The sequence below is a fragment of the Pedobacter cryoconitis genome (assembly GCF_014200605.1).
Taxonomy (GTDB): domain Bacteria; phylum Bacteroidota; class Bacteroidia; order Sphingobacteriales; family Sphingobacteriaceae; genus Pedobacter; species Pedobacter cryoconitis_B.
Genome location: NZ_JACHCE010000001.1, coordinates 962,528 through 981,420, shown reverse-complemented (window position 1 = coordinate 981,420; position 18,893 = coordinate 962,528). Strand labels below are relative to the sequence as shown.

Here is an 18,893-nt window from a genome sequence, read left to right as displayed (position 1 = left end):
AAACACTGTCAATAGCCTACTTTGAATATGGGCCCGCCGATGGCTGGCCTGTGATACTTTCTCACGGATTCCCCTATGATGCTCATGCTTTCGATGAAGCAGCAATCATTTTGAAAGATTCAGGGGCAAGAGTAATTACCCCCTATACCCGTGGGTTTGGCCAGACCAGCTTCATTTCTAAAGATGCCACACGTAACGCGCAGCAAGCTGCCCGGGCTACAGATATCATCCAGCTTTCTGACGCACTTGGGTTAGAGATGCCTATACTTGGAGGTTTTGATTGGGGCGGTAATGCGTCATGCGTTGCCGCAGCTCTTTGGCCCGAAAAAATTGGTGGTTTGGTATCATATGCGAGTTACGACGTGATAGATGTGGAAGGACAAAGGCATGCTGTTACCCCATCTCTTGAACATACATACTGGTATCAGCATCTCTTTCAGTCTGAACGCGGTCGTGAATGCCTGACCAAATACCGATACGAAATGGGCCGGGTATTGTGGAGTGAATGGTCACCTAACTGGAAATTCGACGAAACAACCTATGCCCGGACGGCTGCCGCTTTCGAAAATCCTGACTTTGTGGAGATTGTTATACATTGCTACCGCTTTATGCATGGTCTTGATCAAGGAGACGCTGCTTTTCAGGAGCTGGAGAATATTTTGGCAAAAAAGCCCGGGATTATAGTACCAGCAGTTACAATTGATGGGGCAAACGATCCGCTTAAGCCTAATGGAACAGCGGACCATGCCAGTTTGTTTGTTGGGCGACATGAGCATTTAGTTGCCGATGCTGGTCACAATGTGCCGCAGGAAAATCCAAAGGTATTTTCAGATGCGATTCTGAAAGTACATAGCTGGCTGTAATTTTGAAAGACTCCATCATGTTTTGTATTGCTTTTGATAGCAAACTATTATCTTTGGTGCCTGTCCTGGTAATCCTGCTATGTCGATTTTGCGTACGTCCCTCATTGTTTTTCTATCTTGTTGTTTTCAGATTCTTTATGGGTTCCAAAAGCCTGTAAAATCAAATCCTTCTTTACCAGATATTGACGCCTACGAAAAGTTAGTCGTTCATTACCGCTATGACAAACCGGATTCTGCCCTTTTTTTTGTGAATCTTGGAATGGATCTGGCAAAAAGAACTAAGGATGAGGAAGGTGTGGCCAGAATGCTCAACCAGATGGGCATGATTGATGACAACTCAGGAGATGCAGAATCTTCGAGACAACACTATCTGGAAGCACTTGAGATCTACAAACGACTGAATAATTATAAAGGAATTATTAAAGAGAATATCCGGCTGGGGGTTGTCGAAAACAGGAAAGGTAATTCGGCAATGGCCATCCCATATTTTCTTCAGGCATTAAAAATAAGCGAACAAAATAAGGATAAAAGTGGAATTATGGAGTCATACATTACTCTTGGGGAAGTATATGCTTTCCGCCATAATTATCAACGCGCAATTTCCTATTATAAGCGAGCTGAAGCAATTGGTAATACACTTCCATTTTCCAGTCTAAAGTTAAACACCTGTCTGAATTTTGGAATTGCCTACCGAGAAACCGGTGAGCTGTCCAAAGCCATTTACTATTTTGAAAAGGGCATTAGTCAAAGTGATTATCCTGAGATGATGGGGTTAAATATTTCCCTTACCAATGGCCTAGCCCAGGCATATGCAAAATCAGGGGCAATAGCAAAAGCTATTGAACTTCAGAAGGGAGCCCTGCTAAAATCAAGAAAGATCAGTAATAGCATCAGAGAGTTTCAGAGCCTGATAGCACTTGCAGAAAGCTACAGCAATTCTAACCGGGAAATAGCACTAAACTACCTTCAGCAAGCACTGACAGTAGGGCAAACTAAAAAAGCCAATAAACAGATTCTTGAAGCCTTATCTCATATTGCTGCCCTTTATGAAAAATCAGGAGATTTTAAAGCCGCCTATCAGGCAAGAAGCAGGCAATATAGTATCGCTGATAGTTTTTACTTCAAGGATATATCTGTTAAAATATCTAATCTGCAGGCACAATACGAACTCACCAAATCTGAGGCTAAAGTTGCACAGCTGAAATTTGTGAATAGTCAACAACTGCTCGAACAAAAAATTATGTTCTGGATAATATCAGGTAGTACAGCCTTACTGCTTATCCTGGGTGCTTACTTTTTTAAGATCAGGAATTTGAACCGGCTCATGAACAAAGCCAATACAGATCTTACACAGTCAAATAATGTAAAAGACAAGCTTTTTTCAATTCTTGGACATGACCTGAAAGCTCCGCTGGCTTCAATTCTCAACCTTCTCGTATTGATAAACAGAGGCTGGTTATCTGACGAGGAAAAATCGCTCATGCTCAGTAAACTGGAATTACAATGTAATGCTACACTGGATACGCTGAATCTTATTCTGCGCTGGGGACAAATGCAATTAAAAGGGATTATGATCAATCAGAGCGATGTTAGTCCTGAAAAGAAAATTAAGCGCAATGTTTCACTGTTAAAGGAAATGGCCGCCCAGAAATCAATCTCTATTGAACAGGATATCGAACCAGATATGCGTGTTTTTTGTGATGCAGATCATCTTGATTTTCTAGTTCGAAACATTTTGTCTAATGCAATAAAATTCACCCCTGTTGGAGGGACTATTCGTATATCGGTACGGGCTTATCAGGAGAATCTGGTCATTTGCCAGTTCAGAGATAGCGGAATTGGAATAGAGCCTTCACGTTTAAAGTCTATATTCAGTGTAAATAATGTAAGTACGATGGGTACAAATAATGAAAAAGGCACCAGTCTTGGCCTGGTTATCTGTAAAGAATTTATTAGTGCTAATGATGGAAATATATGGGTAGAAAGTGTAGTTGGTGAGGGTTCTGAGTTCTTTTTCACGCTCAAGAGAAGATAACGCCAAAAGATTATAAAAATCCATTTTGAGTGGCGAAATCATTCCCATTTACTAAAGTGATATACATCATCATTTTGATTGATTCTTTACATTTAAATCCCCTGTATCCCGCTATATCTTTGATTCAAATAGTTAACCATATTAAATCAGGAAGATATACAAACGACCAATTTGGAATAAAACATATAATGAGTTAAACTGTTAACTACTATATGCAGTAAGAAAATGTGTTAGCCCTCTTCTTAAAGACATTATAAATCTATAAGAAATGAATTCCAGAACCTGCATATGAATACGTGCAGACCGGTACTATAGTCTTCTTTATTTCAATATTAAAACAAGAAACAATGAAAGCAATTACCTCTAAATTCGACAAAATTTTAAACGCTTCACCAAATAATGGAAATGTGGATCATGAACCTGATTCCAGTAAAGAGCAGCAACGTAATACACCACAAAAATCCATGCCCTTTTCAGATCAGATTGGAAATTATCAACGCAATAGAGGGATTCCTTCTAAATCATATAAGGATAGTAAAATCTTCATTATAGGAAGTGGTATTGCCGGTATGGCTACCGCCTATTATTTTATTCGTGATGGCCGGGTACCTGCGAAAAATATCCATTTTTTAGAACAATTGCATATCGACGGTGGGTCATTGGATGGCGCAGGTAATGCAAAAGAAGGTTATATTATCCGGGGCGGCCGGGAAATGGACATGACATACGAAAACCTATGGGATATATTCCAGGATATTCCAGCACTTGAAATGCCTGCTCCATATACTGTTTTAGATGAATATCGGTTAATCAATGATAATGACTCGAATTATTCAAAGGCCCGGCTTATTCATCAGAAAGGAGAAATAAAAGATTTCAGCAAATTCGGTCTGAATAAAAAAGACCAGTTGGCTATTATTAAACTTCTGCTTAAGAAAAAGGAAGAACTGGACGATCTGACAATTGAAGATTATTTCAGTGAAACTTTCTTAATCAGCGATTTCTGGACGTATTGGAGAACCATGTTTGCTTTTGAAAACTGGCACAGCTTACTGGAATTAAAACTTTATATGCATCGTTTTCTGCATGCTATTGATGGATTAAACGACTTTTCATCTTTAGTATTCCCTAAATATAATCAATATGACACCTTTGTAACGCCTCTACGCAATTACCTGAAGGATCAGGGCGTGAACATTCAGTTCAATACACTGATCAATGACCTGGATATCCATATCAATACCGAAGGAAAAGTAGTAGAAGGCATTATTACAGAACAAAATGGAAAAGAAGTTAAAATACCGGTTGGAAAAGAGGATTATGTGATTGTAACCACCGGTTCAATGACCGAAGATACTTTTTACGGTGATAATAATAAAGCTCCCGTCATAGCTATTGACAATACTACAAGCGGAAAAAGTGGCGGATGGAAATTATGGAAAAATCTCGCTGCTAAATCAGATATCTTTGGTAAACCAGAAAAATTCTGCAGCAATATTGAAAAATCAGCATGGGAATCTGTGACCTTAACCTGCAGGCCTTCTGCACTGGTCGAAAAGCTAAAGCAATATTGTGTAAATGACCCCTACTCTGGAAAAACAGCTACCGGAGGAATTATTACCATTACAGACTCTAACTGGTTAATGAGCTTTACTTGTAACAGACAGCCTCATTTCCCAGAACAACCAGATGATATCCTGGTACTTTGGGTCTATGCTTTATTCATGGACAAAACTGGAAATTACATCAAAAAAACAATGCCTGAATGTACAGGAAATGAGATCCTTGCCGAATTATGTTACCATACCGGTATTATTGACCAGCTGGATAATGTGGTAGAAAATACAATTGTACGGACTGCTTTCATGCCTTATATTACTTCGATGTTTATGCCACGGGCTAAAGGTGACCGCCCAGGGGTTGTTCCGCAAGGCTGTAAAAACCTGGGATTGATCGGACAGTTTGTAGAAACAAACAATGATGTGGTATTTACTATGGAGAGTTCTGTGAGAACAGCGAGAATAGCTGTTTATAAATTATTAAACCTGAACAAACAGGTACCTGATATTAATCCCCTGCAATATGATATCCGACATTTACTCAAAGCGGCAAAAACATTAAATGATAATAAGCCATTTTTGGGTGAAGGGATATTACGCAGTGTATTGAAAGGAACTTATTTTGAACATATTTTACCGGCAGGCCCCGAAGGAGAAGAAGAACATGAACCTTTTATATTAGAACAAGTCCACAAATTCAAAGATTGGATAAAGGGATTTAAAGACTAGTAAATATTTAGAAAAGAGAGTCCGGATGTTCATTTACATTACACATAAGCCCTTATTTACAAATAAATAAGGGCTTTTTTATGATTAAAGAATGTTGAAGCCACCTTTTTAATTCCTACATCTTTTCAAATGAACTATCTCTATTTTTCAAACCACTTATTCCAATAAAAACCAGTAAGATCACGGCAACAATATAACAGGTATATGCTACGGCAGTACTGCCATTCGTATGAGTATTGGATACAGAAATAGCTAATAATGCCCATATCCCTACTACGCCATATTCGCGAAGATTGCGTACGCTGATCATGAATATATTGATTAAACCTGCAACACAAATCATAATAATTGTCCAGGTAACATTCGAAATGCCCCATCCACTCCAATTAACTTTGGTCAGGAAAGCAGCAATATTGGCAATTAAAGCGACGGAGATCCATCCGGAATATAATGCAAAGGGCCAAAACACGAAGAGATACTTTTTAAAGGGTTGGGCATCCAATTCCATACGTGTATTAATAATAATTTTTAGTAGTGAAATCAATAGAAAAGCCATAATAAGAACTGATAGACCAGTGTAGTCATATAACCAGGCAATAACCCAAAGGGAATTGGCACAACAAGAAAGCACAAACCACCAACCAATTTTCAAAAGTATCGAATCTTCTTCTTTCTCTTTCAAAAGATTACGCCATGAATAAAATGCAAAACCCAATAAACCAAGATAAATAAGTCCCCAGATTGAAAAAGCATAACCTGCAGGTGTAAAATAATTAAAGTATTTATCAGATACAGTTTTCATGGTATTACCATTCAATATTCCTGCATTAGAGAGATAATTGATCAAAATCGTGACAATCAGAGCAATTCCATTAGCTATTGAGAGTATCTTTTTCATAGTTCTATTTGTTAAAATATATTTAAAATTTTCCTGGTCTGTTTAATAAAGCAATATAACCGGTTGAACCGGTGAGCAGTTTTTCATTTCCTTATAATTACAACTCAACAGTGGATTTAGTTTCTATAGAAATTCTGATCAATTTTTATGAGTATAAAATTAAACCACATAAGTACAAAATTAAACCACATTAGTGCAATAATAAACTTTATTAGTATATATTTGAACTAATAAATATAAATAAATGAGATTCACTATTTAAAGCAATGAACTGACTGAATGCCAAAAGAGTTGAAACAAGAAGTATTAGAAATAGCTGTTATAGGTTCTGGATTTGCAGGCATAAGTTCTGCTGCTTACCTGGCAAAACAAGGTTATAAGGTAGATGTTTATGAAAAAAATCCGGAAATTGGAGGAAGGGCACGTCAACTCATCACAGAGAATGGTTATGTATTTGATATGGGTCCAAGCTGGTACTGGATGCCTGAAGTATTTGAAAAGTTTTTCAATGACTTTGGTCACAAAGCAGAAGATTTCTATGAGTTGCAATTGCTTGACCCCGGCTTTAGTGTAGTTTTCGGTGCCAATGATGTGTTGAACATTCCAGCTAACTTCGAAGAACTATGTCAGTTATTTGAATCTATAGAAAGCGGAAGTGCAGAGAGTCTAAAGCGTTTCCTCGCCGGGGCAGAATATAAATATAAAATAGGAATGGAAAAGCTCGTTTATAAACCTGGTCTTTCCTTATTTGAATTTGCAGACAAGGATCTGATCAAAGGCTTGTTCAAATTGCAGGTATTTACCTCTTTTAGTGCCCATGTAAAAAAGCACTTCAAAGATCCCCGGCTCGTAGCTTTAATGGAGTTTCCTGTTCTTTTTCTTGGTGCTATGCCTGATGACACACCCGCATTATATAGTCTGATGAATTATGCAGGTTTAAAACTAGGCACCTGGTATCCAAAAGGTGGTTTTGGAAAAGTGATTCAGGCAATGAAAATTGTTGCAGAAAAACAAGGTGTAAAATTTCATACCAATTCAGCTGTAACTGCACTTGAGGTACAAGGAAAAAGCGTTGTAAATTTAACATCAGCGCAAGGAACTAAACCTTACGATGGCGTTATTGCTGCTGCTGACTATCATCATATTGAAGAAAAACTGCTGAATCAAACCCATAGAAATTATTCAGAAAGATATTGGGACAACAGAGTTCTTGCCCCCTCCTGCCTAATCTTTTATTTAGGGGTTAGCACTAAAGTAGCCCGTTTGAATCATCATACACTTTTCTTTGACGAAGATTTAAAACAACATGCACACGAAATTTATAAAGAAGCTCAATGGCCTTCCAAACCTTTGTTTTATGTATGTTGCCCAAGTATCACCGACTCTACGGTTGCACCAAATGAGCATGAGAATTTATTTATTTTAATGCCTCTTGCTCCGGATGTAAAAGATCCCGAAACGATTAGAGAACAATATTTCAACATCATCATGGATAGGCTTGAAACTTATACCGGAACCCCTATCCGTCAGTATCTTGATTATAAAAAAAGCTATTGCGTAAGTGATTTCATAACAGATTATAACTCATATAAGGGAAATGCTTACGGTTTGGCTAATACACTGATGCAAACAGCAAACCTGAAACCATCATTAAAGAATAAAAAAATAAACAATTTGTTTTATGCCGGGCAGCTCACTGTACCTGGCCCCGGAGTTCCCCCATCTATCATTTCAGGGAATGTTGCAGCTCACCAACTTATAAAGTACTTAAAGAAATAAATCATGAAAGAAATATTTGACAAGTTCTCTGCACAATGCAGCAAAATGGTAACTAAACGTTACAGTACAAGTTTTTCATTGGGTATTTATTTTTTGGAAGAAAGACTACGTCACCCCATTTATTCGATATACGGATTTGTAAGGCTGGCAGACGAAATCGTCGATAGCTTTCATGACTATGACAAAGTAATTTTACTTTCAAAATTTAAAAGAGATTGCTTTGAGGCCATAGATGACGGAATAAGCCTAAACCCTGTGCTCAACTCATTTCAGCAAATTGTCAACAAATACGATATCGATAAAGAGTTGATAGAATTATTTCTTCAAAGCATGGAAATGGATCTCAAACAAGAATATTATACACCTGAAAAGTATAATCAGTATATTCTTGGTTCTGCTCAGGTAGTAGGCCTCATGTGTTTATATATCTTTACCGAAGGAGACAAAATACAGTATGAAAAACTAAAAGATTCAGCGATGAAATTAGGCTCTGCATTCCAAAAGGTCAATTTCCTCAGAGATGTAAATGCAGACTATTACAACTTAAGCCGTACTTATTTTCCAAACGTAAACTTATCTGCCTTTTCTAACATTGAAAAAAAGATCATTGAGCAAGAAATAGAAGCTGACTTTGAACTGGCCTTAGCCGGAATCAGGCAATTACCTTCATCATCCAGAAATGGTGTTCATCTCGCATATATTTATTATAAGAATTTATTTAATAAAATCAAAAGCAGTACCGCTGAGAAAGTAATGTCCGGGCGGATCAGAATCTCTAATGCACATAAATTCGGATTGATGTTCGACTCCATTATCAGGTATAAAACGAACACGATATGATAATATATACTAACTTTTTATCCAATTCTAAATTGCATTAAAATGAATAGCTGGATTATTTATTTATTCATTACAACAGGCACTTTCATTTTTATGGAAGGAGTTGCCTGGTTTACACATAAATTTGTAATGCATGGTTTACTATGGGTACTGCATAAAGATCATCATCAAAAAAAACCTCATTTCTTTGAAAAGAATGACGCCTTTTTTCTAATCTTTGCAACTCCAAGCATTCTTCTTTTTTTCTTTGGGGCTAAATCAGGGTTCAATTGGATGTTTTACATAGGACTAGGTATCTTTATTTATGGCATCGCTTATTTTATTATACATGATGTGGTTATCCATCAACGCTTCAAATGGTTTTCACGAAGTAATAACAGGTACATTAAAACCATTAAACGCGCACATAAAATTCATCATAAGTATCTGGACAGGCACGACGGGGAATCATTTGGTATGTTATACGCTTCCAGAAAATACTGGCAGCAGTCTCAAAAAAAATAATTATGAAGCACTTTGACTATATTATTGCAGGTGGAGGATGTTCTGGCCGTAGCCTGGCTGTACGTATGCTGCCTTATCTCAAAGCTTCTAATAAACAACTTTTGCTTGTAGACAAGTTACCTAAAAAAGGTAATGATAAAACGTGGTGTTTCTGGGAAGAGCATGCAGATGTATTTGAACCAGTAGTATACAAAAAATGGAATCGTTTGTTGTTCTCCAGCCATTTCATCCAGCAGGAATTAAATATCTATCCTTATACATATAAAATGATCCGGGCAGCTGACTTCTATACCTATACTGACGAAAAACTATCAGGGAATCCACACATTATTACAATACAGGGAAATGTTGAAAGGCTTTATACAGAAAACCAACAGGCCTATGCAATTATAGACGGAGAAGTCTATAGTTCGGATTATACTTTCTCCAGCATTCCACGTATCCAGAATAAAAGACCGGAACGTTACCAATATTTGCTACAGCATTTCATGGGATGGGTTATAGAAACAGAAACTGCCATTTTTGACACTGAATGTGCAACCCTAATGGACTTTAAAACTCCTCAGCAAACAGGAACTTCATTCGTCTATGTGCTGCCCTTAAGTCCAAAGCTCGCTTTAGTAGAATATACAGTCTTTTCTGAACAGGAATTGGCAACTGAAGATTATACGACCGCCTTAAAACAGTATATTGAGGAACAACTGCATTGTAAAAAATACACTATTAAAGAGCAGGAATACGGTGTAATTCCAATGTCTGACCACCCTGCCCAAAGACAACAAGGCCGTATTATTTATCTCGGCACTGCCGGTGGATTTACTAAGGGATCTACAGGTTATACTTTTCGTTTTATACAGAAACATACCAGCGCCATTGCAGAGGGGTTAACAAAATCCGGAAATCCAATTATTTCATCTGTTTTTCCAAATAGATTTAAGACTTATGATGCTATCCTTTTACATTTACTCGGTAGCCGACGCCTTTCTGGTGAAGAAATTTTTTCAGAGTTGTTCGAAAAAAATAAGGCAAAACAAATTTTGAAATTTCTGGATAATGAGACCTCACTTATGGAAGAAATACAAATCTTTAGCACTTTAAATAAAAAGGAGTTTACACTTGCCTTGTTAAATCGAACGCTAAAAACAATAGCTTAATTCGATTCTTTTCAGAAACTAACCTAAATTACTAAACTTACATTAAATCCACTGAATCATGTTATACGACTTAATTAACGAACTGGTTACTCTTGTGAAAACATATGAAGAAGAGTCGGTTCACACTACACATGATCTAAATACATTCAGGCACTGGCTCGATCAGCATTCTAACCTCAATAATGATTTACCAGAACCCGAATGGGAAGGAAAAGCTAAAGGACGCTCTGCAGATAGTGTAATCAATACTTCGCTGGTACATCTTTACAGGTATGCAAAAATACATGCAAAAACCGCTATAGCAAATACTCCTTTTTCAACTCCCGATGAGTTTATTTATTTAATCAGCTTAGTTTCATTTGGAAGTATGAGTAAAACGTCCCTCATCAGACTAAATATTCACGAAAAATCTGCCGGGATACAAATTATTAACAGGCTGATTAAAAATGAGTGGGCAGAACAGCACGCTTTAGATAGTGATAAACGAAATAAAATGATTCATATCACTCCAAAAGGGGAAAAACTCCTGAATGAAAGCATGGAAAATATTAGAAAAGCATCTGCCAGGGTGACCGGACCACTTTCACACAACGAGAAAATGAACCTTATAAACATACTTTTAAAGCTTGAAAAAGTTCATCAAACCGAATCAAACGGAATGTTTTAACGTTCTCCAATTGATATTTTAATTTATAAAAACAACAATTCAACTCAGGCCCTTAAACCATACTGTGCCATTATAGGCGGTTAGTTGAGTGTCAAATTTTGCTTACCTTTCCCTACGCTCAGGTTAGGCTACTCTAACTATAACAGACATTTCTTAATCAATGCTGTTGAACCTTTAGGGGCTTGGTTTTCTGACCAGGCTTAAAATTGATCATGTCCCATTCGTATTCAATCTGGTCACTTCTTTTTATTCATATACTGATATGAAATCCCACTATTCTAATTCCAATGAATTTATAATTTTTTTTTAATTACGCTCTAACCATCCATATAAAAGAGCCATTCTATCTTCGTGCCGGATTCCAAAAATAAAATCAATTACTCACTTAAAAACAAATAGAATGGAGACAGAGCGGCCAGGTTATATCCAATTACGGTAAAACATTTATCGTGTAGTCTACCTATTACACAAAATTATTTTATTAGTAAATCAATGATAATGAGAAATACAATTCAAAGCCAGCTATTAGAAGAAAACAGTAGTACAAAGTAAATACTGATACATCTTCTATCTGATAAAATGGGTACAGATCCTCCGGGATTTATGCCAGTAAATTAAGAAATATGATACATCAAGTCAAAAGAAATACTTCATTAAAAAAATTAATCAGTGAATATGAAAACACTTCTAATTCCAACTATTATAAAATCAGTGTTCAGAAAAATCTATAAAGGAATTTTTTCTGCTCATCAATCCATAATTGCAATCGCCTGCATGATAATGTTTTTAAATCCGGCGAATGTTTTTGCCCAAACTGTACTCACAGGAACGGTAACTTCTTCAAAAGGCGAAATCCTGACAGGTGTCAACATCCATGTTATAGGAACAAAAACCGGGACAACATCAGATTCAACCGGTAATTATAAGCTTATGCTTCCTGCAAAAGAAAACATGATCAATTTCAGCTTAATAGGCTATAAAACTCAGCAACTTAAACCCGGATCTTCTCCCGTCTTCAATGTTATACTTGACCCGGCAGGACACGTGCTCACAGAAGTGGTGATCACCTCGGGGCTGGCAACCAGTATCAAAAGAAGCAATGCCGCCAATGCAATCGTTTCACTTTCCGCAGCCCGCCTTACCGGAACCACTACCCCATCAACGGTTGACGCTGCATTTAGCGGAAAAATTGTAGGCGCTACCATTACTCAAATGAGCGGTGCACCGGGTGGAGGTGTTTCCATGCAGTTGAGAGGGATTTCTTCCATTACCAGCAGCTCACAACCGCTGTTTATTATGGATGGTGTGATTCTCAACAACTCAAGTTTTGATGCAGGAAGAGGTACCAATGCATTTACTGGTGCGAATAGTATCTCCAAAGGCCAGGATAATCTAGCTAACCGCCTGGCAGATATAAATGCAGCAGATATAGAGTCTGTAGAGGTACTCAAAGGATCAAGTGCCGCTGCAATCTATGGTACATTAGCCAATGCAGGTGTGGTCATCATTACGACAAAAAAGGGATTTAACGGCCCGACAAAAATTAACTTCACCCAGGATATAGCTGCTATTTCGGCAACTAAATTACTCCCTTACGGTAGCTGGGATGAAGATAAGATTAAAGCATTTTACAGTGACCCCGCACAACAGGCATCGGAGATCGCAGCTTATCAGCAAGCGAAATCTGCGGGACAGATTTATAATTATCCCAAGGAAATCTATGGTCGTACTGCACTGGGCACCTATAGTCAGCTGGGGCTTAGCGGCGGGTCTGAAAACACCCGGTTCTATATTTCAGGAGGTTATAATCATGAAGATGGGCTTACTAAAAATACAGGGTTTAAACGGGCAACAGTGCGTGCAAATATCAATCATAATGTCAATGACAGATGGGACGTGCAATTTAACTCCAATTACATTAATAATGTGACCGACAGAGGTTGGGAAAACAATGATAACAACGGGGTTGATATTGGCACCAACTTGACTTCGCTGCCTTCTTATGCACAAATACATCGTCTTGCTGACGGTACTTATCCGGTTAACCCCTACTATGCAGAAAACCCTTTTCATGTTATCGATGCTTTCATTAACAGGGAGACAACCAATCGTTTTATTGAATCTTTCACGACCAACTATTCTATTGTAAAAAACGATCATCATCAGTTAAAAGCAAGCTTTCAGGGTGGATTAGATTATTTACTGACTGAGGCTAAACTTTATGCACCAGATGATGCGCAGTCACAGATCAATGCAATCAGTGGTTATCCGGGGGCATCCAGGTTTACAAATGACAGGAGTATTAATACCAATTTCCAACTGGCCCTGGTCAATACACTGGAAGGAAAAGATTTTACCAATAAAACATCAGCAGGTTTAGTACGTTTCAATCAGAATTTAGTAGTTAATGCCGTACAGGGAGAAGGTTTAGAAATGGGACAGATGAACCCTGTTAATGCGGCAGTACGTTCAAATTATAGCTATTCACAGCAAATAATCAACACAGGAGCATTTTTACAGCATGAGCTAAACTGGAAAGACCGCGTAATAGCTACAGCTGCTTTAAGAATTGATAAGAATACAACTAACACATCGTACAACTCCTTTTATCCATTCCCAAAAGGCGCAGTGGCCGTAAATCTGACCAAGTTTGATTTCTGGAAGACTGATGCGATCAATCAGCTTAAATTAAGAGCTGCCTATGGTCAGACAGGTGGCCCCGCAGCTTTTGGAAGTAACTTTAGCCAGCTAAACCCAACAGTTTACAATAATAATCTGGGGCTTACTGCACCTATTACTATTGGTAATGATAAAATTAAGTACGAAATAGCCAGCGAAATTGAATATGGCGCAGATATGGGCTTTTTCAACAATGCGATTACACTCGAAGTAACATTGTATGATAAAAAGGTGAAGAACTTATTGCAGCCCTTCACGCTTGCACCATCGGTAGGTTATTCGGGCATTACAGGTTACCCGATTGGTGATTTGCAAAATAAAGGACTTGAAATATCTCTTGGTGCCACACCTGTAAACCGTCCGGATTTCAGATGGAATACCATCCTCAATTACTGGTTCAACAGAAGCAAGATTACCCGGTTAATCATCCCGCCTTCTGCTGCTGGCCCTAACCTTGGCGCGCTCTATGGATTCAATGAACTTAGAGTAGGTCAGTCACCTACAGAGTTTGTCGGAACTCCGTTAAAACCTGATGGTACCCTTACAAAATACGGAGATGCACAACCTAAATTCCAAATGACAAGTTATAACAAGATAGATTTTCTGAAACATTTTGAGTTTTCATTCTTATTGCATTGGAACTTCCGCAGTTATGTAAGTAATTTCACCAGGTTTCAACTCGATCAGGGGGGACAAAGTCCAGACTGGATGGTACCAACACATCTTGACGGCTCAGGAAATATCATGCCGGGCCCTGCTATACCTACTGGTCTGGCCAGACAAATTGGCCTTAACGCAGGTTATTTTATAGAATCTGCAAGTTATCTGAAACTTAGGGAAGCAGCCCTTAATTATAGCTTTTCCAAAGAACATTTACAAAGGCTATTTGGCAATGCAGTAAAGGGATTGAAAGTAGGTGTGTCTGGAAACAACCTGTTTACAATTACTAAATATACTGGTTTAGATCCTGAGGTTTCTGCTTTTGGACAGACTTCGGTTGGCAGCAACTATGATATTGTAAGCGCACCCTATACTAAACGGTTCTTATTTCATCTTGGAGTTGAGTTCTGATAGCGGGCCAAAATTTATTCAAATTCAAAAATATAATTATGACACGTATTAACAATAAACTGTCTATAGTAGCAGGAATAGCAATTTTGTGCATCGCTTTTTCTTGTAAGAGTACCATAGATAACCCTGAAATCAACAATCCTAACGGAGCTGAATTATCGACAGTACTTAAGAATGCTACCCGTAGTCAAATCATACAATTAGCTACCGGAACATTTTCGGCCATGCGTACAGGTTACAATACCAGCCCTGGAAATGGAACCAGTAGCTATGAGTCTTATTGCAAAGTAGCAGGGACACTGGGCCGTGAGGTATATGTAATGAATCAGTCAGAAACAAGATGGGTAAATGAGCTGGCCGGCCTGAATGGTACACTTGACCCGGGAGCCTTTTACAATGGATATTATTTCTCCTTTAGCAGTGCAAGGCAAACTGCAGCTATATTGCAGCAGTCCGCAATGAATACTGGTTCCATTAATAGTCAGGAGAAATCGGGTATTCAGGGTTTTTCCAATACGATTATCGCATTCGAGATGCTTCATATTTTAAATATGCAGGGGAAAAACGGGATTCGTACAGATCTTACGAATTATTTAAAGCCAGGTCCTTTTGTTTCTTACGACGCCAGCCTTACAGCAATAAAAAACCTGCTCGATACAGCGCAGGAACAATTAAAACAAGGTGGAAACTCTTTTATGTTCAATGCGCCTCCTGGTTTTGCAGGTTTTGATACACCATTGACATTTATTCAGTTCAACCGGGCGATTGCTGCGCGCGTGGCCATTTATCAGCAAGACTGGCAAGCTGCACTGACCGACTTAAATTCTTCTTATTTTAAAATCGACGGTTCTTTATCAACAGGACCAGTATTTAACTGGGGTGTCACACCAGATGTGCTAAACCCTCTTTATCAAGCCTTGAACAATTCGGTATCTGTAGTAGCAAACAACTCGTTCATTAAGGATGCTGAGCCAGGTGATATGCGCCTGAACAAAGTAACCCAACGCAGTTCTGCATTGAACCTGGTAGGTATCACTGGTTCTTATGATGTAAGTCTCTATCCTTCCAACCGGTCTCCTGTATCAATCATCCGGAACGAAGAACTGGTATTAATCTATGCCGAATGTATGATTCAGCTGGGGCAGCTCCAAAATGCAGTACAAGCGCTTAATGTGATACGGACTCACGCAGGGAATCTTCCCGCTTACTCTGGTTTAGTAACCAAACCGGCTTTAATTGATGAGCTTTTAAAACAAAGGAGATATTCTTTGTTTTACGAAGGACATCGCTGGATTGATATGCGACGCTATAACCGTTTAAATCAATTACCGATCGATCAGACCGGACAAACCATTTTTGATGCTATGCCAGTACCATTAGCAGAAGTGAATTGGGGAAAGTAGTAACGCATCAACTTTAATCCATTCAAATACCGTTATTTGTAGTACCCGGAGAGCAAGCAGGTGATTAATTCACCTGCTTGCTCTTTTAGCACAGTACCCTGACATAGTACTATATTGTTTACGATTATAATGAACGAAAAAAATACAATAAGCAATCTTATTTAGTTGTATTTTCGGCACTTTGTTTTGCAAAATATTTCAAGAACTCAATAAGGTATAAAAGCATCAGTATTTATGTTAAATAAACATATCAGGACAAATCTATCAACAAATAACATAGTGAATACCAATGTTATTAATAACTTTTCAAAACTCAAATTATCTTTATTTGTCTTACCCGCTTTTTTATTAATCACAATCGTTTTATTTCTTTATCAACACGACTCCTTATCTGTTTATAAATACATAGAAATTCAAAAGAATTGTTTCTTTTATCTTAATTCAAAATTATCACAATACCCAAATGCACTATTTAACCTTAACCAGTTTGGAGATGAGATAGTTTTTTTATCATTCCTAAGCATTTTTGTTCTGTATGCCCCAAAAATCTGGGAGTCTTTAATATCAGCTTCGCTTGTTTCATTAATATTTGCCAGTGTACTTAAAAAAATATTTGCAGTACCGAGAGCTGCTGAGGTATTCGATAATCATAGTTTTGTTATCCTCGGAAAAGCATTGACAGGAAACAACAGTTTACCTTCCGGACACTCCATTACAGTTTTTACAATGCTCACGGTTCTGTTGTTTGGATTTATGCCCAAAAAGCTGGGATATAAAATCCTATGGTCTATTTTTATCGTGATTACAGGATTATTTTTTGCCTTTGCGAGAGTAGGTGTAGGAGCACATTATCCGCTTGATGTCATTATAGGCAGTATTATCGGATATATCTCGGGACTTTTAGGTATTTTTATCAACGAAAAATATAATGTCTGGACTTGGATCAACAATAAAAAATACTATCCAATTTTTGTCTTATTTTTTCTGATTTGTTGTATTTCATTAATCAACAAAATAATGAATGAAAATTTGATAGTATTCTACTTATCATTAACAAGTTTGTCCGTTTCACTATATAAGATTATTAATGTTTACCTTAAAAAATAATTTAAAACTAACCAATAATATAAGTCTGACTCATTTTGCTTTATTAATGAGCCTTCTTAATTTTTTATTCTTTCATCTCCCATTTTACAACTTTGTCTTCAATAAAGTTGATTATAAAAGTTTGGACGGCATTATTCTTATTGTTAGTCTGGTTGTGATCATGCTGGTCGCGAATTTTTTTGTTTTTTACCTGTTTTTTTTTCTATCACGTTTTGTTGGGAAATTTTTATTGGCCCTATTTTTTATTATCAACGCAATTGCAGTTTACTTTATTAATACTTATGGTGTTATGATAGATGAAAGCATGATAGGTAATATACTCAATACCAATTATGCAGAGTCCAGCAGCTTTTTCTCTATAAAATTGATCATATACATAATTCTACTTGGTATTATTCCTGCCATTTATATCATTAAGATCAAAATAATCAATGTAACATTGAAGAGGTTTTCAATCACATCTTCCCTTACCTTGCTATTCATGCTAATTTTAGCATATGCCAATGCGAGCAATTGGCTATGGATTGATAAAAATTCAAAAACATTAGGTGCACTTGCAATGCCCTGGTCTTATACAGTAAATACTTCTCTTTTTTACATTCATAAATACAAAAAAAATGAAAAAGAGATTTTATTGCCAAATGCTACAATAAAAGACAATAAGAAATCGGTTGTAGTCTTAGTCATAGGGGAATCTGCAAGAAGCCAAAATTTTTCTTTATATGGCTACAAGAAAAACACGAATCCATTGCTCTCCAAAACACCTAATTTATTCCATTTTAATGCGACTTCTTGTGCAACTTATACTACTGCAGGTGTAAAATGTATTTTAGAGTATGCAAATACTGATGATTTATATGAGATTTTACCCAATTATCTATATAGAAACAATGTAGAGGTTATTTGGAGAACCACAAACTGGGGAGAACCACCAGTTCACATAAAAAATTATCAAAGCAGAGAGGCTTTAATGCCAGATTGCAAAGGCGACGGATGTAATTACGATGAGATTCTTTTGACTGGCCTAAAAGAACAGATACTGGCCAGTAAAAAAAATAAAATATTGATTGTATTGCACACAAGTACTAGTCATGGACCTACATACAGTAAGAAATATCCATCTCAATTTGAGACTTTTAAACCTGTATGTAATAGTGTCGAATTAGGAAATTGTTCTTCGACAGAGCTAATCAATGCTTATGACAATACGATTGTCTATACTGATTATATTTTATCTAAAGTAATTGAAGATCTCAAACAACTAAAAGAGTATAATAGTGCCATGATTTTTGTCTCTGACCATGGAGAATCTTTAGGAGAAAAAAATCTGTTTATGCACGGAGTACCTATAAGTATCGCTCCAAAAGAACAATATGAGATTCCTTTTATAGTGTGGTTATCTGACAGTTCAAAACAACTTAAACCAAATAAGATGTTATCTCAGAACAATGTGTTTCATAGTGTTTTAAATTTTTTAAGCATACAAAGCCCTGTTTATAATGAGGACATGAACATTTTTAAATAATTGCCTTCCTCTATTAAGGGAAAAATTAAAAGGTGGATAATACCCCGTAAGACGAACAGCCTCAAATTCTTAATTTCAAC

13 protein-coding genes are annotated in these 18,893 nt (G+C 37.2%); 12 read left to right on the top strand and 1 reads right to left on the bottom strand.

From position 1 onward, the window contains the following. The first annotated feature begins 50 nt into the window (after positions 1–50). From HDE68_RS04465 to HDE68_RS04455, 3 genes are all read left to right on the top strand, one after another. Positions 51–863: an alpha/beta fold hydrolase gene (locus tag HDE68_RS04465; RefSeq protein WP_221300659.1), complete on the top strand. Its 813-nt coding sequence runs from the start codon at positions 51–53 to the stop codon at positions 861–863. Positions 864–951: 88 nt separating this feature from the next. Then, on the top strand, positions 952–2,898 hold the full coding sequence (locus HDE68_RS04460) for a tetratricopeptide repeat protein (RefSeq protein ID WP_183879314.1): 1,947 nt from the start codon (positions 952–954) through the stop codon (positions 2,896–2,898). A 347-nt stretch (positions 2,899–3,245) separates the two neighbouring features. Continuing rightward, positions 3,246–5,186 (top strand): oleate hydratase, encoded by a 1,941-nt coding sequence (locus HDE68_RS04455; protein WP_183879312.1) that lies wholly within the window; start codon positions 3,246–3,248, stop codon positions 5,184–5,186. Between the two features lie 115 nt (positions 5,187–5,301). Here the strand turns inward: HDE68_RS04455 and HDE68_RS04450 are convergent, their stop codons facing one another. After that, positions 5,302–6,084 (bottom strand): tryptophan-rich sensory protein, encoded by a 783-nt coding sequence (locus HDE68_RS04450; protein WP_183879310.1) that lies wholly within the window; start codon positions 6,082–6,084, stop codon positions 5,302–5,304. A 279-nt stretch (positions 6,085–6,363) separates the two neighbouring features. Between HDE68_RS04450 and HDE68_RS04445 the strand changes: the two genes are divergently transcribed. The 9 genes from HDE68_RS04445 to eptA all read left to right on the top strand — a co-directional run bounded on the left by HDE68_RS04445 (position 6,364) and on the right by eptA (position 18,813). Beyond that, the gene (locus tag HDE68_RS04445; protein WP_183879308.1) at positions 6,364–7,863 is read left to right on the top strand and encodes a phytoene desaturase family protein; all 1,500 of its coding nucleotides are present in this window, start codon (positions 6,364–6,366) and stop codon (positions 7,861–7,863) included. A 3-nt stretch (positions 7,864–7,866) separates the two neighbouring features. Next, a complete protein-coding gene (locus HDE68_RS04440) occupies positions 7,867–8,703 on the top strand; it encodes a phytoene/squalene synthase family protein (protein ID WP_183879307.1) in 837 nt (278 codons plus the stop codon). Positions 8,704–8,745: 42 nt separating this feature from the next. After that, on the top strand, positions 8,746–9,207 hold the full coding sequence (locus HDE68_RS04435; RefSeq protein ID WP_183879305.1) for a sterol desaturase family protein: 462 nt from the start codon (positions 8,746–8,748) through the stop codon (positions 9,205–9,207). Positions 9,208–9,209: 2 nt separating this feature from the next. Continuing rightward, positions 9,210–10,361, top strand: a complete 1,152-nt coding sequence (locus tag HDE68_RS04430) for a lycopene cyclase family protein (protein ID WP_183879302.1) — start codon at positions 9,210–9,212, stop codon at positions 10,359–10,361. A gap of 58 nt (positions 10,362–10,419) precedes the next feature. Continuing rightward, positions 10,420–11,028: a MarR family winged helix-turn-helix transcriptional regulator gene (locus HDE68_RS04425; RefSeq protein ID WP_183879300.1), complete on the top strand. Its 609-nt coding sequence runs from the start codon at positions 10,420–10,422 to the stop codon at positions 11,026–11,028. A gap of 675 nt (positions 11,029–11,703) precedes the next feature. Continuing rightward, entirely contained in the window at positions 11,704–14,778 is a 3,075-nt protein-coding gene (locus HDE68_RS04420) for a SusC/RagA family TonB-linked outer membrane protein (protein WP_183879298.1), read from the top strand. Positions 14,779–14,816: 38 nt separating this feature from the next. Further along, the gene (locus HDE68_RS04415) at positions 14,817–16,181 is read left to right on the top strand and encodes a RagB/SusD family nutrient uptake outer membrane protein (protein WP_183879296.1); all 1,365 of its coding nucleotides are present in this window, start codon (positions 14,817–14,819) and stop codon (positions 16,179–16,181) included. A gap of 234 nt (positions 16,182–16,415) precedes the next feature. Beyond that, positions 16,416–17,288 (top strand): phosphatase PAP2 family protein, encoded by an 873-nt coding sequence (locus tag HDE68_RS04410; protein ID WP_183879294.1) that lies wholly within the window; start codon positions 16,416–16,418, stop codon positions 17,286–17,288. After that, entirely contained in the window at positions 17,269–18,813 is a 1,545-nt protein-coding gene (gene eptA, locus HDE68_RS04405) for a phosphoethanolamine--lipid A transferase EptA (protein WP_183879292.1), read from the top strand. The genes HDE68_RS04410 and eptA overlap by 20 nt, the downstream gene beginning before the upstream one ends. Positions 18,814–18,893: the final 80 nt, after the last annotated feature.